Source organism: Bacillus canaveralius, assembly GCF_002860125.1.
GTDB lineage: Bacteria > Bacillota > Bacilli > Bacillales > Cytobacillaceae > Bacillus_BJ > Bacillus_BJ canaveralius.
The window spans coordinates 1-23785 of sequence record NZ_PGVA01000063.1; the positions used below are offsets into that span (position 1 = coordinate 1).

Here is a 23785-nt window from a genome sequence, read left to right on the forward strand (position 1 = left end):
CAATAATGTGTCGTCATCTTTATGATATGTATAGTTGACCTGGCTTCCATCCGGTTTGAATTCAGCGATATTAAAATCGGCAAACATCTGGATTGTATGGTCATACGGAAACGCCCACCCGTAGCCGAATGGTGACAGTTTGTCCTTTTTTTCCGTTTTATATAAACGCTGGATCGTGATCGGGAATCCGTAGGAAGGGAGAATGAAATCATCCTTCACCAGTGATAAACTTCCCTTTGGCAGGTCGACAGGCTCCGCTTCGATTGGCGGTGTTTCCGGCAATGAGGCGAAATCGTTTGAGCCAAAGAAACTCGGAGGTTCTGCCCCGTTCGCACCTGTCTCGCCGGAAATAGCAGAAAAGCCGGATGAAAACCCCGGCGGCTGTCCCGGTTGCGGAAGCCAGTCCTCCAGGAGCGGATTTAAAAACGCTTCCGGCGTGGCGGCCTCTGCCTTGTTGGCCAGGCCGGGCAGGATGGAACTCGTTATTAATAGAATAGTAAGAAAATAAATAAGAGATTTGTAGAATAGCCTTTTCTTCAAAACGCAAAAACAGCTCCTTTCACTAAAAGGCACCACCAGCTAAAAGCAGAAGGATACCGCACACAAAAAGAAGCTGAAAGAAGCATCTTTAATCCATTCGGCAACCCGGCTGTCATGGCATCTGCTTTAGACCCGTGGCTTTGCGTCTCCGACTTTCATCGGATTTGCCTTTATCGTTGGTTAATATTGTTGGATTATGTAACTTTTTACCTGGTCATAATCTTACAACATTCGACCTACACTTTCAATATATTCCATGTAATTTTTTGAAAGAAGTAGTCTTTCAGTACCAGAAACATAACCATTAAATATAGTAACAACCGCATTTTTAGTGCTAGTTATTTCAAATTGCCATGAACAAGTCCTCCATGATAACAAAAGACCGAGTCATATCATAGTTCAAGAACTTCCCGACAGATTTCAGGGCTAAGTCCCTCTTAAGAGTAGTTTGCTGCACCAGGCCCTCTCAATTTACCGTCCATTGATATATCATTTCAATATAAATATATTTTTATATGTTTTTACAACGGTAAGAACCCCTTTCATTGTGAAAGGGGTCCTGTCTTTTGCATATTTTGATGGTAGACAGATGAATAAAACTTCTAAACACGTTTCGATCATCAGAAAGCTAGCTTAGTATGCTAAAACCTGTTAAACAATAACCGAAGCAAATAGCGCACGAGTTCCCTTGGATTCGTAATCGCGGATCCATCGGCTTTGAAGAAGTACCATTTGCCGTTTATTTTCATCAGGCCTTTCTGCATGACTCCTTCATTATTAAAGTAATATTGTTTGCCAGCAATTTTTTGCAAACCGGTTTGCATGTGGCCATCAGCATTGAAGTAATACCTTTTTCCTTCGATGTCGGCCCAGCCTGTTTTCATTGCGCCGGTTGCCGGGTCAAGATAATAGCGTTTACTGTCACTGTCAAGCCAGCCAGTCCACATCGCACCACGTGTATTTGGATCGAGGAAGTACCGTTTCCCGTCCAGCTCAAGCCAGCCTATTTTCAAAGCACCGTCTGCATTCGGATCAAGGTAATACTTTTTGCCCTCAACCTCAACCCAGCCAGTCTGCTTAACGCCAGCTTCATTATAGAAATACCAGTTTTCACCCACTTGAACCCAGCCAGTTTGCTGCTGCGGTTCTTCACCAGCAATGATGCGTCCTTCTACTGCCGGCGAAACAGGGTTGTTCTTTTCAAAATAACTGGACAAAACTTCATAATCTACAACAAAAAGTTCTTTCATACGGCCTTCGTCTTTTGCTTTCTTGAAGACGGTGTAGCCGTCGCCGCCATCGGCAACAAATGCATTGGTTGCGACCGTGTAAGTCTTCGCCGGGTCAATTTCCTCAAAACCTTTTTCAGTTTTTACCTCAATCGACCAGACTCGGTCACCAGCCGGTTTGGCAGGATCGTATTTAAATTGCAGGCCGGAAACCTGCATGAACTTGCCTTGCGCGGTTTCGACCTGGCTTACACTGATCTCCAGAGCCTGCCTGATTTCGTCGCCAGTCAAATCAAGTGTAACAAGCTGGTTTTCAAACGGCATGACAGTCAGGATTTCGCCTAATGTCACTTCTCCTGCGTCAATCGAGGCACGGATCCCACCGCCGTTTTGGAAACCGATCTGGGTCGGAACTGACTCATTTGCTTTTTGTAACATTGCATCAGCAATCAGGTTGCCAAGATTCGTTTCTTTTGTGCGGACATCAGCGCGTTCGCCATTAAGTACCACATCAGAAGAACCAACGACAGTATTCTTAAGCTCATCAAGCGGAGCTCTTAATTCAGCAACACGGGCTGTTGCCTCTGCATCTGCCGTATAGTTTTTCAGATCAAGAAGCTGACCGTTGTGAGCGGTAATGACCCCGGCCTCATCGAATGACACATCGAGCAAGCCAAGATAATATAAATATTCGTTCGCTTGCACGATCAAAGTTGGTTCTGATTTTTGAACAACTTCAGGTGTCGTCAGTTTTGTATGGGAATGTCCGCCGACAATCACGTCAATTCCATCAACCGTTTCAGCAAGATCCTGATCAACATTGTAGCCGAGGTGAGAAAGGGCAATGATTTTATTTACACCTTCCCCTTCAAGCGATGTAATTGTCTCCTCTGCTTTTTCGATTGCATTTTCAAAAACTACGTGATCAGAAGGGTTAGCAAGGAAAGACGTTTCCTCTGTTGTTAATCCAAAGATTCCAACTTTTTCGCCTTCAATTTCTTTGACAATCGCCGGATATATTTCTCCGCCTTCACCAGGACCGCCGATTTGATCTTTAAACAACGGTCCTAATTCAGGATCGGCTGTTACATTTACATTAGAACTAACCATCGGGAACTTCGCTTCCCTGATAAAATTTGCAAGAGTTGCAGAATCCTTGTCAAATTCATGGTTTCCGAATGTCATCGCATCATAGCGGAGCTTATTCATAAATTCAAGGTCGGCCAGACCTTTATATTGTCTGAAATATAACGTCCCTGACATGACATCCCCGGCGTCAAGAAGCAGTGAATTCTCCTTTTGGCCACGCACTTCGTTTACAGCGGTAATAAGCTTGGGATATTGCTCAACATGTGCATGGCTGTCGTTTGTGTGCATAATCGACAGATCCAGCGGTTTTGGCCCGGCAGGAGCTTTTGAAAGATCAAGCTGCGCCAGCACAGGATCATGATCGCTGACCCGGCCATGGGCTTCTGTAAACGGTGAGTTGATATGGACAATATCCACTTCTGCCCGTTCAGCAAGATTATTGGATACAAGCAGGTGGTCAAGCACCTGGGAATTGCCTTGATAGTTATACGTAAATCTTTCCTGAGCCGGAACCTTCTCAATTAAATTCGTTAACTCGTTTCCTTTTAATGCTGCTAACGGATTTGAGAATTCGAAATCGTTTAAGTCGCCAAGTACGACCACATTGGCGCCATCATTTTTACTTTTTACATCTGCCACAAAGCGATTGACGGCTTTGGCAATGTCCATCCGTTGTGCTTCACTGCCGAGCTCAGGCGGTTGATTTTTCCCATAAATCGGCTCGTCCCCGCCTTTGGAGTTGAAATGGTTTGCAATAACGATGACTTCTTCACCTTTAAAAGTGAATTCAGCTGCTAAAGGTTTGCGGCTTGAAGCAAACGCCGGGTTAGTTGGATCAACTCTGCCGGGATTCAATGTTAATGAACCATTTTCATAGCCAACAGCCTGTGTTGCAGAGCCTTTCGTTCCCTCTGCCAATGAAACACGGGCAGGATTATAAATGTAGCCAACGCGGATGTTTCCGCCAGGAGCCCCGCCGTCTTGATTGTTTTCCGGGGCAATGTCAGTCCACTGGTATGATGGCCCGCCATTTTTCACGATCGAATCAATGAGAGCCTGGTAGTTTTGCGATGCGTCCGTTGTGCCATCATTTGTTTCACCGTTATTATCCTGAACCTCGACTAGTCCGACAATGTCAGGAGCGCCCAGGTTTTGGACAATCGATTTTGCGATCTTATCTGTTTTTTCCGCATTTGCAGACGTGTAGTTCTCCATGTTGTAGGTGGCAACCGTGAGCTTATCTTCATCTTTTGCAATTTGTGATACTTCACGCTCATATTCACTTTCAACAAGCGGCGGCAGAGCTGCTTTGTCTGTGAGGATTTTGTAATTCTGGAATGAGTAGCTTACTACCCCAGTGACCGTTCCATTGAATTTGTCACCTGTTTTGGAAACAAAATTTCTGTCCCCGAATAACAGGTGAAGTCTTTCCGGATTGGCGTTATCCTTTGCAAGCGGAATTCCACCCGGGGTCGTATATACTTTTCCCTCTACTTTTTCTGTAATGACAGGAACTTCGCCATATTTTTGCGGCGCGACAGCCGTTGGACTTTCTAACGCGACACGCATACCTTCCAGGCTTTCGTAAAAATCAATTCCATCCTGTTCAGGATCAAAAGTGCCAAATTGATCATTATCAACAACTTGTGTTGGCGGCTTGACATCTTTGCCAATCACAAGCGGTGCCGGAAGCTCTTGTCCCGATGCTATTTTTGTAACAGAACCATCCTGCGCATTGATTTCTGTCATTGCAAGGTCTGTTTGCAGCTTGTCACTGTAACCGTCCAGAACCCACTCTTTCACAAGTCCATTGACAGCTACAGAATCTCCTGCCTGTGCATTATGGCTCGGTTTATAAACAAGAATTCCCTCCGATGTTTTCGAGTTTTCATCTGGAGTTGGGTCCTGCATATAGAAATTACTTGCATTCACGACATGGGTGACGATGCCTTCTACTCCTTTTACATTCTGGTCCTTGTAAGGAGAATTGTGGCCCGCGCCTTGGATGTCGCTAATTTCGAGGCCTTCAACGCCGGAAAAAGGAGGCGGATCTACCGGGTCCCCAGGAGGCATTTCAAAGGATATAGCTGACGGACTTTGCAAGCCTGGAACACCAAAATATTTCATTAACGTGCCAGTAACAAATACTTGCTTCCCAAGGTTATCACGTTTTGATGCCAGACCAAATTCGCTTCTGTACGCTGACGTCAGCTGAACTGGAAGAATTTTTGTAACATCCCTCTCGTTCGGGCTGTCAGCGATTGCAAAATTTGTATCGCTAGTGAAGGGACCTTCGAATTGATATGATGGAGTATTGCTTTTTGTATAGCCAACGATATAGCCCTTCACGGTCGCGGTTCCAGAATTGTTGGCAATCGCCTGTTCAACCGTGATCGGCTCAGCCGCACTGGCAGTCGGTGCGAAAGGGAGGATATAACTTGCTAACAACATCATAATGGCAGTTAAGATAAACCACTGTTTCTTCATTATTTTCAAGGCCAATTCCTCCAATATAATAGTTTTTTACATCTTAATCGTTTATTACACCTAGAATCCTGGTCATCCTATAAGAACGAAATCGTAAAAGAAATTGACACTAGTTCAGTTTGGTTGAATTGCTGCCAGTGGGATAGCTAAGCCACTGTTTCTCCAAAAAACGACGCATTTTTCAAAAACTATCAATTTGTTATGAGTGAACCACCTCTTCATTTGAAAGAGTGACATCTTTCAAAAGTAAATTTTCCCGTAATCATTTTAAGATAAAAAAAGATGATAATCTACAGCTTTTCGTCCATTTACAAACTTTTCATAATGTTTTTACAATTTTTAAGAGAAAAGGCCTAAATGGTGATTATATAAGGAAGTATCTATCTACCTACAAAGCTAAAATAATAGTATCTTTTATCACATCATAGAAAAGAATTCCTTGATTGGGTTATTGATGATTATTTGATTGGAATGAAAAAAGCCTCAACTCTTTTGTTGCCGACAAAGAATCGAGGCTTATTGCTTTATTTAAAAGATTTTTTTGCTAAAGATGTGTAAGAGACGCCATGCATTAATACAAATGAGGTCTTCCATGGTCAACCTCAACATCAATATGAGTTAAACCGTCTCATGTTGGAAAACCTTCCTTCCAGTCAATGAACAACCGAAAGCATACAAGTGACATGTAAGTAATATCGTCAGGATGTTACCTTAACCTCAGACTCACGAAACACAAGCTGAATATTGTTTTCCTTAGCATATTCCTGATATTCCTCACTTGGAATTTTATCGGTAATAAGATAATCAATTTCATCCAACCCGCAATAAGTCATCAGCGCATATTTATCAAATTTATAATGATCCACTAATAAATATACTTCCGAGCTTCTGTCCACCACTGTTTTTTTCAACTCGCTTTCAAGCGGCGATGAGTTGGTCACGCCATTGGATATCGAAATGCCCGTTGAAGCCATGAACGCTTTGTTAATATTATAATTCTTGATTAAATCCATATTTTTAAAGCTGGCAAACGACTTTGTTTTACGTTCAAGCACCCCGCCGGTGGATATCACATTTAAATTCTCATAGGAAAGAGCAGTAATGATCACATCGAGATTATTCGTAATAATCGTCACATCTTTCGTTTTCAAACACTCAATCATTTCCAATGTGGTCGTCCCGGAATCTATATAAATGATATCCCCATCGTCAACATAGCCGGCGGCTAACTTACCGATCAATTCCTTTTCGTATTGGTTACGTGTTTGTCTATCATGAAATGATTCCAGTGTCGTATGGTTCACCGCGACACCGCCATAAACCTTCTTAATTTCTCCGAGATCAACGAGCTCTTGAATATCACGCCTGATTGTGTTTTTCGATACATGAAATACTTCAACCAGTTCATCCAAAGAGACTGTCTGATGTTCAAACACATATTCTTTAATCTGTCTAACACGTTTTGTTTTTAACATAACCATCCACCCTTGTATACTCTTATGTCCATTCTTGATTTGGTGATTTTTCTTATTTTCACAAAATATGAGTGTTGTATGGCCAATATGATTGTTAAGACAATTATACCCATTGTCGGCATAGTTTCGCCATAATACGACAGTGGTTTTTGTATTATGTGATTCACGCCGCTTGAATTTTTTGAAGCAGAAATGGGAATGTCTTATTTTTCATCGTTTTAAGACATCGCCCATTCTTATGCTTTAAAACTCGTTTTAAATTCTTTCATTTTCTCCTTAACGGTTGCTGTGATTGCGTTCCTGCCTGGAGTGATGATGGTTTGCGGCTCATAAACCTGGCTGTCGCTGTTCAGCAATTGGCGGACAGCCTGCGCCCATGCCTGGATGCATTCAGTATTCACATTGATTTTCGCGTGGCCAAGTTCGATCGCTTTCTGGATTTGATAGACGGGAATTCCGGAACCGCCATGCAGGACAAGCGGGATATTTGTCATTTCTGAGATTTGCTTCATCTCGGCAAAGCCCAGTTTCGGTTCACCTTGATATGGCCCATGAACAGAACCAAGCGCGGCTGCTAAAGCATCTATCCCCGTTTCTTGCACGATGCACAAGCATTCGTCAGGGTCTGCGTATTTGATTCCGCCAGTGAGCCCATCTTCCGTACCGCCAACTGAGCCTACTTCTGCTTCTACCGATACTTGTTTTGGACGTGCATATTCGACAACTTGTTTGGTCATCGCAATATTTTCTTCAATCGGGTAATCGGAGCCGTCAAACATCACTGAACTAAAACCCGCATCAATCGCTTGTTTGCATCTTTCCACACTCCTGCCATGATCTAAATGCAACGCCACCGGAACGGTTATCGACATTTCTTCTACAAGTCCTTTAATCATAGCCACAATGGTTTTAAAGCCGCCCAAATAATCGACTAGTCTGTCGGAAGCCGCCACAATGACAGGAGCACGTTCATCTTCCGCAGCCTGTAAAAAGGCTTGTGCCGACTCAAGGTTGTTAATGTTATATTGCCCGACTGCGTAGCTGCCTTCTTTCGCTTTTAAAAGCATTTCTTTCATGGATACCAACGTCATTTTAAGAGCACCTCCCCAGCAACAAAATAGCCAATCAATTTAATTGCATTATTCCAAATCAAAATACTTTGTGACCACACTGACGGTCGTATCTTTGGCTGTCTTAATTGCTTCATCAGCATCCAGCTGATAGTATTCCGGCCGGAATAATTCCACCGAGACTACTTCTGAGAAACCAATCTCTTTCAGCGTTGATAAAATGCCATGCAAGTCAATAGCACCCAATCCAGGCCAAACTCGATCTTCATCCGTAAGGAAACCGATTGGGAAATCTTCGGTATCATCGATATGTAAAATAAAGATTTTTGTCCCGTCTGCTTTTTTCAGATCTTCCAGGTTTGATCCCATCGCATGGAAGTGAAAACAATCGAGTACCAATCCAACATTGTCACGGTTAACGGTTTCAACAATATCGTAAGCCTGGCCGAATGTGTTTACTGTACATTGCGGATGGCCGACAAATTCGACGGCTATTTGCACCCCGTATGGCTCAGCAATATCCGACAGCTCTTTCAGTACTTCTACACAACTATTTTTAATGTCTTTCTTCAATATTTTCTCTTCCGTCACAAGCGGCACTGCCACCACATATTTAACGCCCAGTTTTTGTGCTGCTTCGACCATCTGCTTAAACTCATTGACAATTTCCTTGTAGCCGGCGTCATCACGATTATTGAAAAAAACTAATGCATTGAATGCCAGCGGTTTGATATGGTGGGTTTCAAAAAAGTACGCCAAATCATCAAGTGAATTCTCTTTCAAATACTCGGGCAATTTGTCCATCGTGCGAATTTCAATATAATCGTAGCCATGTTTGTCGCAATACTCCAAGTCTTTGGCGAGGTTGGAGTTTTCCAATGTCGTAGCTTCGTTAAAACATAGTTTCACCAAAACCGTCTCCTTTTTTATCGATAAGATGCAATACCAAGACCTTCTTTGATTTTTTGCAGCATAAATTCACTTGATTCATCGGCTTTATCGATCCAAGCGAATACGGAGCTTGTTGCGATGCCGTCAAATTCCCTTTCTCTCAATTTCCTAAAGATCGTATCGAAATCAACTTCACCTTCGCCAATATTTAAATGCTGGTGAATGGTTGCTTCAGCACCAGGCGGGTTGACGATATAACGCAATCCTTGCGCCGCTTTATGGTTAAAAGTATCCGCGAACAATACATGGGTTAACCGCTCACCGGCGTAGTCAAACATCGGAGCGATATCGCCGACTCCATCATCATAAAAGAAAGTATGGGCTGTTGAATAAACAAGATTAATCCACGGCCTGTCAAGTGCACGGATCATATCAACAGCGCCCTGGTTTGTTTCAATAAAATCATACGGATGCGCTTGAAGGTTTAACTTGATCCCTTCTCTTTCAAAGACCGGGATTAATTCATCCATCGATTTAATAAATTTTTCTTCACAAATGACGGCTTCATATTTCGAGCCATTAAACTCACTGTTCATCAGATCGACTTCAAGCTCGACAGCCACTTCAATAGCGCGCTTCCAATTTCGCACAGCCGCTTGGCGGCGTTCTTCATCAGGGCCTGCCCAATAGTATAACGGCAGCAACGATGAGATTTGGACACCGGCGTCTTTCAGCCATCTCTTCAGGTTTTTAATTTGTTCTCTATCCACTTTAGGATATTTGTAGAATGGGCAAAAATCTTCACGGGGTGATAATTCGATATACTCATAACCCAGTTCCGCTACCTTATCGACCATTTCTTTTAACGACAATTTCATATACATTGTTGGATCCAATGCAATTTTCACAGTACATTCCTCCGTCTCTTGGTTTTTTTATAAAAATACTAAATCAGACTTTGCTAGTTACATTGTTTTGATAGAAATCAGGTTTTTTGCCAAGCGCGATCGTTTCGCGTTGTCCTGATTGCTGTGCTTTCACACATGCGTCTGCCGTGACAGCTGCAATATAACCATCCCATGCTGTCGGGCCAGCAGGTTCCCCCGTAAGTTTGATCGAATCCATGAACGCCTGCAGTTCTTTATCGTAAGCGTCGATAAACCGCTGCTTCCAGTCCATTAAAATATTGGTACCGAGTTTGGCGTTTTTGCGCGTAACGATGCTTGAGACTTCCGGCAATCTGGCAATCCCTTCTTCACCGATCACTTCACATTGAATGTCATATCCGTATTTGCAGTTGACGAATACTTCAGCATTGATCGTAATTCCACTGTTCGTTTCGAGCATAATGATTTGCGGATCCTGCAAATGCTCAGATGCATGCTTCGATTTCTTTGGGAACACCACTTGTACTGACTTATAATCATCATCAACCAGCCAGTGCAAGGCATCAATTTCGTGAATCAGCGTATCGGTTATCGCCATATCTGTCGTGTAGCTGTCCGGCACTTCAGGATTGCGATGGGCACACTGAATCATCAGCGGCTCACCAATAAAATTGCTGTCAATCGCTTCTTTTAGCTGCACATAACCGCTGTCATAACGCCGCATGAATCCCACCTGGACAAGACGCTTCCCTTGTCTCATTTCTGCCTCGACAATTCTCTTGCAACCTTCAGCTGTTGTAGCGAGCGGTTTTTCACAGAAAACATATTTGCCGGCTTCAATCGCTGCCAATACGCTTTGTTCGTGGGCCGGACCCCAGCTTGCGACGAGTACTGCCTCAACGTTTTCAGCAGCAATAAGTTCTTTATCATCCGGGTATATGACTGCATCGGGTACCAGTTCTTCAGACACCTGATTAGCGACAGCTTGATTCACATCGGTGACGGCAACAATTTTTCCGCCGGACAATGTGTTCGTGATTCTTTTAATATGCTCCCTGCCAATCGCTCCGGTTCCTATCACACCAATTTTTATAGTCATAACGGGCCTCCTGATTTTGATTTTATTTGCTTTACAATTGATCACTTTAGTTGCACGTTTACCTGTGGAACATCAACCTGTTTAACGTCTACCTCATTTGCGTAATGTTGAGCACCCCGATCAGCGTAGGTACGGAAGTTATGTTCGAGCTGTTCAAGTGTAAGTCCCCTCGTTTCCGGCAAGTATTTCTTCACGAATGCAATTGCCGCTAACCCCAGCACCACAAAGACGAAGAATGTTGTCGACAGACCGACATTGTCGAGTAAAACAGGAAACGTCAAGCCTATCAGGAAGTTTACGATCCAAAGGCAAAATACTGTGACGCCCATCCCGAGACCGCGCAGCCGCAGTGGGAAGATTTCTGAAAGCATCAGCCATGTTACTGGTGAAATGGCTCCCTGCTGGAAAGCTAGAAACGTTACTGTCAAGGCAAGCACAACATATGGAAGCGCGGCAGACCCTTCAAGCATGAGTGAAAATACCCCGATCAGCAGAAGTGCCGACGTCGTTCCGATCAGCCCAGTAATCAGCATTGGCCGGCGGCCGACCTTGCCTAGGAGCCAAATCCCTACAAACGTTGCTAAAACCGAAATGACACCATTGGCAATATTCCCGATAAGCGCGGCCTCTGTCTGGAAACCGGCATCTTTAAGGATTTCGGTGCCATAGTACATGATCGAGTTGACTCCCGTAATTTGCTGTACGATCGCAATTCCAATCCCGAGAAACACGATGCGGCGTACCCATGGCACAGCCAAGTCCTTAAAGGTTGCTTTCTGATTGCCCGACTCTTCGGCAAACGCTGCCTCAATTTCAGCGAGTTCTGATTTAGCCCGCTTTTCCGCACGTATTTTATGGAGGACATTTAGTGCATGCTGATTCTTCCCTTTTGAGACAAGCCAACGCGGGCTCTCCGGTACTTTGATCATGCCAAAGAACAGGAAAACCGCTGGCAGTGACGCAATGGCCAACATGTACCGCCAAACATCCGAGCTATCGCTCATTGTGTTGCCAATGATGGCGTTGAATGTGAAGGCCAATAATTGTCCGGAAACGATCATCAATTCGTTCTGGGTAACCATACGACCCCGGCTTTCCGCAGGTGACATTTCCGCCAAAAAGGCGGGAACCGTTACTGACGCTCCTCCTACAGCAAGCCCCAGCAAGAACCGAAAGATGACCATAACTGTAACATTCGGTGCAAGAGTACAACCAAGTGTGGCAATAAAGAACAACACGGCAAGGTAAAGGATGCTTTTGCGACGGCCGTTATAATCTGCGAGCCGACCGCCGAACACTGCACCAAATGCAGCCCCAAATAGAAGTGAACTTGTCACAAGACCTGATGTGAATGAGTTGAGCCCGAGCTGATCTGATTCAGACATATAAGGCAAGGCACCATTGATGACACCGGTATCGTATCCGAAAAGAAGCCCACCAAATGTCGAGACGAGGATAATCGTACGCAAAAACGACTTTTGGTTTACCTGTTTACTCATGTCAATTTCTCCCCCTTCCCCTTTAACAATTGAGCAGTAATTTTTGATCAATATATTTTCGGGTCAATAACGCATATTCCAATGGATTGGCTATAGATGGATCCTGCTCGGCTTCTATCACAATCCACCCCTTGTAATTGTGATCGAGCAGCGTCTGATACGGTTTTGTAAAATCAATGCAGCCATCGCCAGGCACTGTAAACATCCCGCATAAGAATGATTCACGGAACGACCTGCCTTTCTTCTTGCAATCATCGAGCACTTTTCTTCTCGCATCTTTAAAATGAACATGTTTAATGCGGTCAATATGCTTGTTTAATAGCGTCATATAGTCACCGTCGGAAACGTAGATGTGACCTGTGTCATAAAGCAAATGCACATAGTTTTCATCCGTGTTTTCCATCAGCCGGTCGATTTCAGCCAATGTTTGGACACCCGTTCCCATATGATGATGATAGACTAATTTCAAGTTGTATTTCTCGGCGATTTTCCCCAAATCGTTCAGTCCCGCACATAACTGATCCCACTCGGCATCCGTAAAGTATGGCTTTTCCGAAAAGACGTTTTTCTCGGTGCTCTGCACGCTGTACGTCTGTTCTGAGACAACTGCGACATTCGCATTCACTTCCTGCAGGTATTGACAATGTTTATGGAAGGCTTGGCTAGCCTCTTCGCCGCCATCGCGAATGATGAAGCTGCTGAACCACTGCCCTGCTACTCTCAACTTTCGAAGTTGCAGTTCTTTGTTCAATACTTTCGGTTCAGGAAAAAAGCCGCCAACTTCGGTCCCTTGAAACCCCGCCACGACAATATCGCTTAATAGTTGCTGCAATGTGTTCTCTGCACCGATTTCCGGCATATCATCATTGCGCCAGCCAATCGGGGCAATTCCCCATAAGATACCTTGTTCTCCCATCATCTTTCCCCTTCTCTCAGTATTGTTTGGCAGTCTGTAGTTTCTGCTGTTTCGCCTCAAATGCTTTTTGGACATTTTCTTGTTCAGATACTTCAGCAACACCGACATGCCACCAGGCGTCATAGCCATCTGTCATTGTCTTTGGAAGCACTTTCATTTCTATCAAAGTCGATACACTCTGTTTCTTTGCATCTTCCAGCGCCGCTTTCAGTTCATCAACCGTATTGGCACGATATGCTTTCGCTCCGTAACCTTCGGCGACTTTTGCATAATCAATGTTCATGATTCGATTGTCATGCGTCCTGAATTCACAAAAATAGCTGCCGCTGCCATGCTCCATTTGCAGATTACTGATACAGCCAAATCCCGAATTATCAAATAGAAGAATATTAATCTTGTGATTGTATTGAATCGCTGTGATGAATTCGGAGTGCAGCATGAGAAAACTGCCGTCGCCGACCATCGAGTACACTTCTTTGTCCGGGTGGGCCAGTTTTAATCCCAATGTTCCTGAAACTTCATAACCCATGCATGAATAGCCGTACTCAAGATGATAGGTGTTCGGGACAGTGGATTGCCAAAGACGCTGCAGGTCTCCAGGCAGTGATCCCGCCGAACCGATGATGACGCTGTCAGGAGCGATCGTGTCGTTAATCGTTATCAATGCTGCCGTTTGTGCAAATTCCGTGTTTAAAGCCTCAGCATATTCATTTAGAACTTCTTGCCGGAACTGGCCTTTTATTTCCGGGTTGAAGCTTTCGCGGCTAAATGTCACTTTACCCAGCCGGTCACGTTCTGCGAGCCATTGTTCTTTCAATTCGGTGATCACATTGCCGAATTCACTTTTGTATCCCTCCAGCATTGGGGATAATTGCTCTAGAGTAGTCCTTGCATCTGCGACAACCTGGAAAGCATCCAATTTATATGCCTGCAAACGGCTGACATTGATGTTTAGGAATTTTGTTGACTCAAAGTTGAAGGCTGTTTTTGATGAGGTAGTAAAATCTGTATACCTGGTGCCAATGCCAATGATCAGGTCCGCCTGGCGTGCCGCTTTATTGGCTGCCAATGTTCCGGTGATCCCCATGCCGCCCAAATTATTTTTAAATGTCGACTCTACTGTTGATTTGCCGGCCTGCGTTTCGACGAGCGGAATATCATGCTTCTCTGAAAGCGCTATTAAAATATCGCGGGCTTCGGAATATTTCGCACCGCCGCCAACAATGATCAGCGGTTTTTTGCTTGCTTTGATCAATTCAGCTGCACCCATCAATTCACGTTCGGTCGGCAATTTGCGATCCAGATAATGGACCCGCCTTTCAAAGAACGCCTCTTCAAAATCAAATGCTTCAACTTCAACATCCTGGGAAATACAGATCGTTGCCGGACCCGCTTTTCCCGGATCCGTCATCACTTCAAAAGCGCGAATCAAACTTGTCATCAGCTGTTCAGGCCGGGTGATGCGGTCCCAATATCTCGAAACGGGCTTAAGTGCATCATTTGTCGTGACAGAAGCACTGTATTCCTGCTCGACCTGTTGCAACACCGGATCAGGCTGGCGCGAAGCAAAGGTATCCGCCGGGAGCAGGAGTACAGGAATATTATTGGCAAGGGCTGTACCTGCTGCAGCTGCCAGGTTGGCCGCCCCCGGCCCGACTGAAGTTGTAACTGCATAAATTTTTTGCCGGAGCATTTGTTTGCTGTAAGCCATGGCCGCGTGTGCCATGCCTTGTTCATTTTTCCCCTGGATTACTCTCAAATGGCCCGGATCCTGTTCAAGGGCCTGGCCAATCCCGAGGACATTTCCATGTCCGAATACATTGAAAATTCCTTCGACAAACGGAAACTCCTTGCCGTCCACATAAAGGTATTGCTGATTCAGAAATTTGATTAACGCTTGTGCTGTTGTTAACCTGATTGTTCCCATCGGTTTCTCACCTCTAATTTCAATTAAGATCTTTCAGCGATTAATTGCTCGATTTCTTCGACAGTCGGCATCGCTTCTGAAGAACTATGCTTGCTTACAACAATGGAGGCTGATGCACTGCCGTATTTTAAAGCGGTTGCAATTTCTTCGCCGCTGATCAAGGCATATAAGAAAGCTGAAGCGTAGGAATCCCCTGCACCGAAGGTTTTCAATACTTTTGTCGGATACGCTTGGCCTGTGAATTTTTCTCCTGTTTTTGTATAGGCATATGAACCTTCGACACCATGTTTAATAACAAGCAGTTCAGGCGAATGTTTAAACAAATAGCTGATCGTTTCTTCGTTGTTTCCTTCTTTTAAGTTTTCGAGCACATCGTATTCATCACGGGTGCCAATCACCATATGTGCCTGCTCGGCAACCAATGAATAATAAACAGCTGTTTCATCAGGAGAATTCCATGAATACGGGCGGTAATCCAATTCAAAAACAACTTTCACATCATTTTTCCTGGCCAGGCTGACAGCTTTCAAGACCGCTTCCCGGGACGGGCTCTTTGACAAGGCTGTTCCTGAGACAAGCAGGATTTTTGCTTTTTTTATGTAGTTCTCATGAACCTCGGAAGGTGCAAGATAAAGGTCGGCTACGTTCTCGCGGTACATGAGGATACTGCACTCTTCCGGGCTCTTAATCTCTGTAAATGCCAATCCTGTTTTATGTCCTTTTTTATCAAGGACAAGACCGGATGTATCGATTCCCACACCACGCATATATTGTTCGATAAAGCGTCCATGCTGGTCATCGGAAATTTTGCCGATGAAGCCGGCTTTTAAGCCTAATTTGGAGCTGCCAATTGCAATATTGGCAGGCGAACCTCCCACATATTTTGTAAATGTCATCGTTTCTTCCATTGGACGGTTATACTCCGCAGCATTTAAATCGATACATGCACGGCCAATCGCAATAATGTCAAACTCTCTTTCAGTACTGAATTCATATTTCATTCCCGGTAACAGCTCCTTGCCTTTTTGTTAACGCTTTAATATCCATTCATGATCCGGATCATTATAAAACTTCCAAATGCGTGTCGGCCCTGCCATGACATTCAAATAATAGGATGTATAACCGTCCGGTACGCCAACTGGATGATAACCGGCCGGAACGAGTACGACATCACCATTTTCAACCGTCATTGTTTCATCAAGGGAACGGTCATCAGTATAGACTCGCTGGAAGACAAAGCCCTGCTGCGGATTCATTTCATGATAATAGGATTCTTCCAAAAATGACTCGTCAGGCAAGCTGTCACGATCATGCTTATGAGGAGGATAGCTCGACCAGTTTCCGCTCTCCGTGTATACTTCAACGACGAGCAAGCTGTTGGCAGATGGATCCGAATCGGGCAAAATATTGTGCACCAAACGTTTATTGTTGAGGATTCCTCTATGTTCGATGCCATTATCCGAAGCTTTTATCAGTTTTGTAGGCAGTTGTTTTTTAGAAGGCGAATAGCATAATGCTACGCGGGCCTGACTTACGCCCTCGATTTCAAAACGGCGGTCATTTGAAACGTATACACTGTCTGTCGGGATTTTCTCGAATACGCTATCGCGGGTACCGAGATTTTCAAAAGTTTCTTCATGATCGGTTACATTGATTTTTCCAGTTAGGGCGACGATGCAGCATTCTTGTTTCCCTAGTGATTCTGAAAATTTTGCACCAGGAGCTAAATCTATCATTTTAAATCCAACATATTCTAATGGAGAAGTTTCTGCGGTTACTTCCTGAACAATAGTGACTCCTTGGAAAATTTCGTTTTTTTCTGGTTTTCGGAGCAATTTACTCATATGTACCTCCTTATTGCCACGCTGGAATCCCGGTCCTTGGCGGTTTTATAGATTCGGGCTAATCCTTCTTATAAAATGGCCCCATCTATTATCTGCTAAATAAAATGGGGCCGGTTGCTCGAACTTCCAATCACGAATTTCATAGTTAAATCTATTAATCTAACGGAAATCTTGAAGTACTGAGAAAAATATTTCTATTCAAATTTAGGTGCTGTGTAGCGTGCTGTGACAACTTTTTTACGAGTATAGAAATCAACACTGTCTTTTCCGTTCGCATGCAATGTACCATAGAAGGACGATTTCCATCCGGAGAATGGGAAGAATGCCATCGGTGCCGGAACACCAAGATTAACCCCTAACATACCTGCATCAATATTTTCACGGAAGTAGCGGATCGATGAAGCATTTGTTGTAAAGATACATGCACCATTTGCAAATTCTGATTTATTCGTAGTTTCAACAGCTTCTTTTAAATTCTTGACGCGCATGATTGATAATACAGGAGCAAATATTTCATCTTTCCAGATAGTCATATCGGTTGTGACATCATCGAATATGGTAGGTCCAATGTAAAACCCTTCATCCAATGAACGTTCTCGGCCGTCACATACAATCGTTGCTCCTTCTTCAATTCCTTTTTCGATATAGCTGATGGTACGTTGTTGATTTTCTTCCCTGATGACTGGACCGAGCAATACACCGTCATCAAGGCCATTGCCCATTTTAATGTTTGCCGTTCTCTCTTTCAGAATGGCTAAAAACTCATCGGCAATTCCCTCTTCCACTGTTACAACCGAGCACGCCATACAACGTTCACCTGCTGAGCCGAACGCTGAAGCAATAATGTCGGTGATCGTCTGATCGAGATCAGCATCATTTAAGACGATTGTGTGGTTTTTAGCGCCTGTTAATGCCTGGACGCGTTTCAAGTTCTCGCTGCCTCGTTTAAACACGTATTCACCAACAGGCTTGGAGCCTACAAACGAAATCGCTTTCACTTCAGGGTGATCCAATATTCCGTTCACGACGTCATGTGCGCCATGAACTACGTTAAACACACCGTTTGGAAGTCCTGCTTCAGTAAATAATTCTACTAACTTTTCTGTTAACAGCGGCGTTCGTTCGGATGGTTTTAAAACAAACGTGTTGCCGAGTGCAATCGCCATCGGGAACATCCAGCATGGCACCATCATTGGAAAATTGAACGGTGCAATTCCACCAACAACGCCAATTGGATAGCGGTAATTTGTCGCTTCGACATCTGTAGCAATTGAAGCTAGCGAATCCCCCATCATTAAAGAAGGTGCTCCTGCTGCAAATTCAACATTTTCAATTCCGCGCTGGACTTCACCCAATGCCTCAGTCAGGCTTTTTCCATTTTCCATTGTGATGATGTGGGCCAATTCTTCTTTATGCTTTGTAAGTAATTGTTGATAGTTAAATAGAATTCTTGCACGGCGTGGCACGGCAATCTTTTGCCAAGCTTGAAAAGCATTCGCTGCTACTTCTATCGCGTGATCAACTTCCTCTTTCGTTGATATTGGTACGAATGCAATGACTTCCTTTGTCGCCGGGTTGTACACTTCCTCGTAGCGAGTAGTGCTGCTTTCAACCCATTCACCATTTATGTAATTTTTCATTCTTGTCACATCAGACATGGTCTTCCTCCTTAGAATGATTTTTTAAAATCCGTTTAGCGAACTTTATCAATTGTATGCTTCAGGCACCCCCATTCTGTATTATTTTGTTATCTTTTGGTTAACTTTTGATAATGTGTTAATTACATTCTAGTATTAAAAACGCTTTCAGTCAATTGGTTTTTACTTTTTTTTCTGAATTTTTACTTTTATAGTTTTATTAGTTTTGTTGAAGTGTTTTTAATTGCTTCCTTTATAGCAATCTGTTCTTTTTTAAGCGGCCGGTGCGGAGCATAATAATCATTAAAACACCACCGTTGTTAACACGTGAACGGTGGTGTTCGTGTTTTGATAAGGGGCCAGAACATTGGCTACTACATTAAGCCTTTTTATTTTTACGGGAATCGATTAACACAGCGATGACGATGATCGCGCCCTTTAAGATTTGCTGCCAGTATGAAGATACATTGAGCAGGTCAAGACCGTTATTCATAACGCCAATAATTAATGCTCCGATGATTGTGCCGCCAATCGTACCGATTCCGCCTGTCAGGCTCGTTCCTCCGATAACCGCGGCTGCAATCGCATCCAATTCGTACATCGTTCCGGCTGTAGGCTGCCCCGATGCAATCCGGGATGTTAAGACGATCCCGGCAACCGATGAAAGCAGTCCTGCATAGCCATAGATCAAAATCTTGTATTTTACGACATTGACACCTGCGATGATTGCAGCCTGTTCATTGCCACCAATGGCATAAACATATTTTCCAAATTTCGTATGATTAAGAAGCATATAAGAGAAGATCCCGACAAATGCGAAAATAAAGATTGGCACGGGGATACCAAGCAAAGTACCCTGGCCGATGAAAGTAAACGTTGGAGAAAGGTTCCCAATCGGCCGGCCGTCACTGAATAGCAAGGCGGCTCCTCTTGCAGCCGTCATCATTCCGAGTGTCACGATAAACGGGGCAATTTTTCCTTTCGCGATGATTGTTCCATTAATAACCCCTGCAAGAAGACCGATGCCAAGACCAATGAAAATTGCAACCACAAGCGGATAACTATTGGGCTGTGCGAAGGTCGCGACCATGACCGACACTAGGGCGATAACCGACCCGGATGATAAATCAATTCCTGTTGTGATAATGACCATCGTTACGCCGATGGCGACAATGCCGATAATCGACATCTGCCTTACGATATTGAGCAAATTGCCTGATGTGAAAAAAGTCGGCGAGAGAATCGACATAAGGACGACTAAGGCGATTAGAATCAGCAGCATCCCATATTTGCCCAGAAAATGGGATGCTTTTTCTTTTTGAAGCTTTCTGTAGTGCGTGTGTGTATCGATTTGTTCAGTTATCTTAATGTCTCTTTGCATTCATGATTACCTCCAGACCATCTTAGTCTAATTGTTGACCAGTTCCCGGGTCGCGAGCTCCATAATCTTTTCCTGGCTCGCTTCTTCCCGCGACAACTCTCCCATGATTCGGCCTTCCTGCATGACGATAATCCGGTCACTTAAACCCAGAATTTCAGGAAGCTCTGATGAGATAACGACAATCGCTTTTCCTTTGTTCGCTAGCTCAAAGATCAAATTGTAGATTTCTGTTTTGGCCCCAACATCGATTCCCCTTGTCGGTTCATCAAGGAATAAAATCTCCGGATCGTGGAGCAGCCATCTGGCAATCAGCGCTTTCTGCTGATTCCCCCCGCTTAAATTATTTATCCTTTGTTGAAGATTGGGAGTTTTAATTTTGAGCCGGTTATGCTGCTTCTTGCAGTCTGTTGCAATTTTCTTTTTGTCGAGAAACGGACCCTTTATATAACGGTCAATATTGACGGTAATCATATTGTCCTCAACCGACAGGGGCAGGAATAATCCCGACAGCTTTCTGTCTTCTGTCAATAAACCCATGCCACTTGCAATCGCGTCACGCGGAGACCGGATGGCGACTTTTTTTCCATGTATTTCAATGTACCCGGAATCTGCGGCATGCACACCGAAGATGCTTTCAAGCACTTCTGTCCGCCCCGAACCCATCAGTCCGGCAATTCCGACAATCTCCCCTTTTTTGACCTCAAATGAAATATCTTTAATCTTATTCTGTTTGGACAAGTGTTTAACTGATAAGGCAACATCACTGATTTCAGCAGGAACCTTATTGAAAACTTGATTCAACTCCCTGCCGACCATCATTTGAATAAGCTCTTCTCTTGAAAGATTCTTACTATGCTTTGTTCCGACATATTTTCCGTCCCTGAACACGGTAAATTCATCTGTAATCATTTCGAGCTCATCCATTTTGTGAGTGATATAAATAATTGAAACTCCATCTTTTTTCAGAGATTTAATCATTTTAAACAAGTGGTGAACTTCTTTTTCCGAAATCGCCGAGGTCGGTTCATCCATAATAATTAGCTTTGAATTGTACGAAATCGCCTTGGAAATTTCGACCATTTGCGTATTGGCAATGCTCAATTCTTCCATCTTTGCTCTCGGGTTAATATCCATTTCGAGACGCTCAAATAATTTTTTCGTATTTTCTACCAGTTTCTTTTGTTTCACCCACCCTGCAATGCTGGGCTCCCTGCCAAGAAAGATGTTTTCGGCTACGGTCATTTGCGGCACAGGACTTAGTTCCTGATGGATCATTGAAATGCCTTTGTCGAGTGCATTCTTTACATTGGCGAGGTGAAGCTCTTCTCCATCGAACTTGATTACCCCCTGGTCTGGAGTATAGATACCGATCAATATCTTCATGAGAGTCGACTTTCCTGCACCATTTTCACCCATTAAGGCATGGACGGTTCCTCTTTCCACATGGAGTTGTACGGAATCAAGAGCCTTTACACCAGGAAATTCTTTTGTAACATTGTCCATTTGCAAAATATAGTTTTCACTCATGCACACACCTCTTTTCCCTATATTTTGGGCGTTCATCAGAAAAGGTCTGACTGATTAACCTTCTATTTGATCAGTCAACCAGCCATGCTTATCCATGTTAATTTACGGTTTTTACTCCCATTTCTTGATGTACTCGTCAACATTATCCTCGGTAACAAGTTCATAAGGAATCCAGTTGAATTTCTCGACCTTTTCGCCTTTTGCAGCCTTGATCGCTGTTTCAAGCCCGCCTTTCCCCTGTCCCCGGGCATCCTGGAATACAGTCACTTTCAGTTTTCCGGATTTAACAAAATCAAGAGCATCAGGAGTAGCGTCAATACCCGCAACAACTACATCCTCCAGCTTACCGGCATCCTCCAAAGCCATAATTGCGCCGATTGCCATTTCATCATTATTAGAGACGATCGCGTTAATCTCCTTTCCTGACTGCAGCCAGTTTTCTGCCAGAGTCATTCCCTTTGCCCGGTCAAACTCAGCAGTTCCATTGAGGACAATTTTCATATCCTTATTTTTCTCGACTACGTCCTTATTGCCCTGTGTTCTCTTGATTTGAGCATCATGGCCCATGACCCCGTCCATGATCGCCACATTCCCTTTGCCACCCAACAGCTTTGCCACTTCTTCCATTTGCATCGTCCCTGCCTTCAGCGAGTCAGATCCGACGTATGCTGTAGCAGCATCGACCTCTTCATACTGCCGGTTAACAATGACGATTGGAATATCTTCGCTATTCGCGCGGTCAACGATATTTGGTGCGGAAACGGTGTCAACAGGAATCATCATGATCGCATCGACGTCCTGCGAAATAAAATTTTCAACTTGTGAAAGCTGCTTATTGGCATCGTTCATCGCATCGACATAAATGACTTCAACATCTTTTTGTGAACTTGCATATTCCTTCATTCCATCCTGAAGATAACTGAGCCATTTATCGTCAAAATCCGGCAGCGCTGCACCAATTACGATCTTGCCATCCTTGCTTGAGCCATCTTTGGAGGCTGCTTCCTGCCCGCACCCTGCCAGAAAAACACTAAGCATCAACATTAAAATCAAGCTAACAAAATACCCCTTTTTCATTTCCTTACTTCCCCCTTATTAGTTATTTATGACTTAACAGCGATGTTCTGATTGTTCAGATAAACTGTTGTTCCGGAATCAAATGCTTCTGTTGCGGCAATCGCAATTTCAAGATTGATTTTGCCGTCAAACTCGGTGACTTTAGGCCTGTTACCCGTCCGGATACAATCCGCGAAATCGACGAGTTCAAGCCGGTATGCATCATGGAATCGGGTTTGAAAATCAGGGATGATCTCATAATTGGAACCTTTAGAGTTTAAGAGAGTGATATTTTGATTTCTCAGTGTTCCAATAAAAATCGATCCCTCTGTTCCGATAACTTCGGTACGGATATCGTGCCCGTATGGAGAATTGCGGCTGGCTTCAATATCGCCCGCCGCCCCCGATTCGAATTCAATATAGGAAATAGCTTGATCGACATCATTGTATTTTTCCATAAATCCATTCCTCAGTACTTTTCCCTGTGCGGAAACGGAGATGATTTCCGAATTCATTAAATATCGTGCAATGTCGTAGTCGTGAATCGAGACATCTAAAAACATTCGCCCGCTGTGCTTGATGAACTCTTCTGGCGGAGAACCGGCATCACGGGTGATTCCTTTAAAGTAAATTGGTTCTCCGATATCGCCTGCTACAATTCTCTTTTTTGCCTCCGCATAAGCAGGATCAAATCTTCTCATGAACCCGACCTGGCACATAACATTGTGCTCGCTTATCGTATTGATTATTTCTTGAGCTTCCGTGAGGTTTTGCGTAAGCGGCTTCTCAACAAAAATTTGCTTGCCTGCTTTTGCAGCTTGTTTAATCAGGTTAGCGTGCGTACTGGTGGGCGTAACAATTACTACTGCATCGATCTCTGAATCCTCAAAAACTTCCTGAGGACTCCGGGTACAATTTGGCAATCCAAATTCCTGGGCAACTTCGGCTGCACGTCCTTTCATCGGATCGCAAACCGTAATTAATTCAGCCCCGCTGATTTGGTGGGTCGCGAGATTTTTCGCATGATGATAGCCTAGTCGTCCAAGTCCTAAAACAGCACATCTTACTGTCATTGTTTCAACCCCCTTGTTTTTAGTAAGCGCTTACTTTTTAGAGCGAATTACTGAGCAGTTTAACTGCGAATCAAATCTGTAAATACATAGTTGTCGGTATGAGTAAAATGTTTGTAGGAGAAGAATTTCCCTTCTCATCCAGATAATGGCGTAGCCGT

The 23785-nt window shown here is 43.9% G+C and carries 17 protein-coding genes and 1 riboswitch; all 17 genes read right to left on the minus strand.

Translation table 11 applies throughout. The annotated features are described in order from the left end of the window. The coding region (locus CU635_RS19975) for a DUF6531 domain-containing protein (protein ID WP_142383182.1) at window positions 1-540 on the minus strand (540 nt) is incomplete at its 3' end. A gap of 96 nt (window positions 541-636) precedes the next feature. After that, a riboswitch (cyclic di-GMP riboswitch) is annotated at window positions 637-719 on the minus strand. A gap of 462 nt (window positions 720-1181) precedes the next feature. Next, the gene (locus CU635_RS19980; protein WP_101579149.1) at window positions 1182-5345 is read right to left on the minus strand and encodes a 5'-nucleotidase C-terminal domain-containing protein; all 4164 of its coding nucleotides are present in this window, start codon (window positions 5343-5345) and stop codon (window positions 1182-1184) included. Window positions 5346-6043: 698 nt separating this feature from the next. Then, window positions 6044-6820 carry a DeoR/GlpR family DNA-binding transcription regulator gene (locus CU635_RS19985; protein ID WP_101579134.1) on the minus strand — a complete coding sequence of 259 codons (777 nt, stop codon included), beginning with the start codon at window positions 6818-6820 and terminating at the stop codon, window positions 6044-6046. A gap of 236 nt (window positions 6821-7056) precedes the next feature. After that, window positions 7057-7911, minus strand: coding sequence for a class II fructose-1,6-bisphosphate aldolase (gene fba / locus CU635_RS19990; RefSeq protein ID WP_101579135.1), 855 nt, complete (start codon window positions 7909-7911; stop codon window positions 7057-7059). A 48-nt stretch (window positions 7912-7959) separates the two neighbouring features. After that, complete coding sequence (iolI, locus tag CU635_RS19995; protein ID WP_101579136.1) at window positions 7960-8799, minus strand: 2-keto-myo-inositol isomerase; 840 nt, start codon at window positions 8797-8799, stop codon at window positions 7960-7962. A gap of 17 nt (window positions 8800-8816) precedes the next feature. Further along, window positions 8817-9689, minus strand: coding sequence for a sugar phosphate isomerase/epimerase family protein (locus CU635_RS20000; protein ID WP_101579137.1), 873 nt, complete (start codon window positions 9687-9689; stop codon window positions 8817-8819). A gap of 43 nt (window positions 9690-9732) precedes the next feature. Then, entirely contained in the window at window positions 9733-10767 is a 1035-nt protein-coding gene (gene iolG / locus CU635_RS20005; protein WP_101579138.1) for a bifunctional inositol 2-dehydrogenase/D-chiro-inositol 1-dehydrogenase, read from the minus strand. 41 nt (window positions 10768-10808) lie between these two features. After that, window positions 10809-12266: a sugar porter family MFS transporter gene (locus tag CU635_RS20010; RefSeq protein ID WP_101579139.1), complete on the minus strand. Its 1458-nt coding sequence runs from the start codon at window positions 12264-12266 to the stop codon at window positions 10809-10811. Between the two features lie 22 nt (window positions 12267-12288). Then, complete coding sequence (gene iolE / locus CU635_RS20015; protein ID WP_101579140.1) at window positions 12289-13182, minus strand: myo-inosose-2 dehydratase; 894 nt, start codon at window positions 13180-13182, stop codon at window positions 12289-12291. A 16-nt stretch (window positions 13183-13198) separates the two neighbouring features. Beyond that, entirely contained in the window at window positions 13199-15109 is a 1911-nt protein-coding gene (gene iolD, locus CU635_RS20020; protein WP_101579141.1) for a 3D-(3,5/4)-trihydroxycyclohexane-1,2-dione acylhydrolase (decyclizing), read from the minus strand. Window positions 15110-15132: 23 nt separating this feature from the next. Next, entirely contained in the window at window positions 15133-16110 is a 978-nt protein-coding gene (iolC, locus tag CU635_RS20025; protein WP_101579142.1) for a 5-dehydro-2-deoxygluconokinase, read from the minus strand. Between the two features lie 27 nt (window positions 16111-16137). Further along, complete coding sequence (iolB, locus tag CU635_RS20030) at window positions 16138-16953, minus strand: 5-deoxy-glucuronate isomerase (RefSeq protein ID WP_101579143.1); 816 nt, start codon at window positions 16951-16953, stop codon at window positions 16138-16140. Between the two features lie 194 nt (window positions 16954-17147). Further along, the gene (iolA, locus tag CU635_RS20035; protein ID WP_101579144.1) at window positions 17148-18611 is read right to left on the minus strand and encodes a methylmalonate-semialdehyde dehydrogenase; all 1464 of its coding nucleotides are present in this window, start codon (window positions 18609-18611) and stop codon (window positions 17148-17150) included. Window positions 18612-18969: 358 nt separating this feature from the next. Next, complete coding sequence (locus tag CU635_RS20040; RefSeq protein WP_245917543.1) at window positions 18970-19872, minus strand: ABC transporter permease; 903 nt, start codon at window positions 19870-19872, stop codon at window positions 18970-18972. 126 nt (window positions 19873-19998) lie between these two features. Next, window positions 19999-21498, minus strand: coding sequence for a sugar ABC transporter ATP-binding protein (locus CU635_RS20045; RefSeq protein ID WP_101579146.1), 1500 nt, complete (start codon window positions 21496-21498; stop codon window positions 19999-20001). A gap of 111 nt (window positions 21499-21609) precedes the next feature. Further along, entirely contained in the window at window positions 21610-22575 is a 966-nt protein-coding gene (locus CU635_RS20050) for a sugar ABC transporter substrate-binding protein (protein ID WP_101579147.1), read from the minus strand. A gap of 26 nt (window positions 22576-22601) precedes the next feature. Further along, on the minus strand, window positions 22602-23627 hold the full coding sequence (locus tag CU635_RS20055; protein ID WP_101579148.1) for a Gfo/Idh/MocA family oxidoreductase: 1026 nt from the start codon (window positions 23625-23627) through the stop codon (window positions 22602-22604). Window positions 23628-23785: the final 158 nt, after the last annotated feature.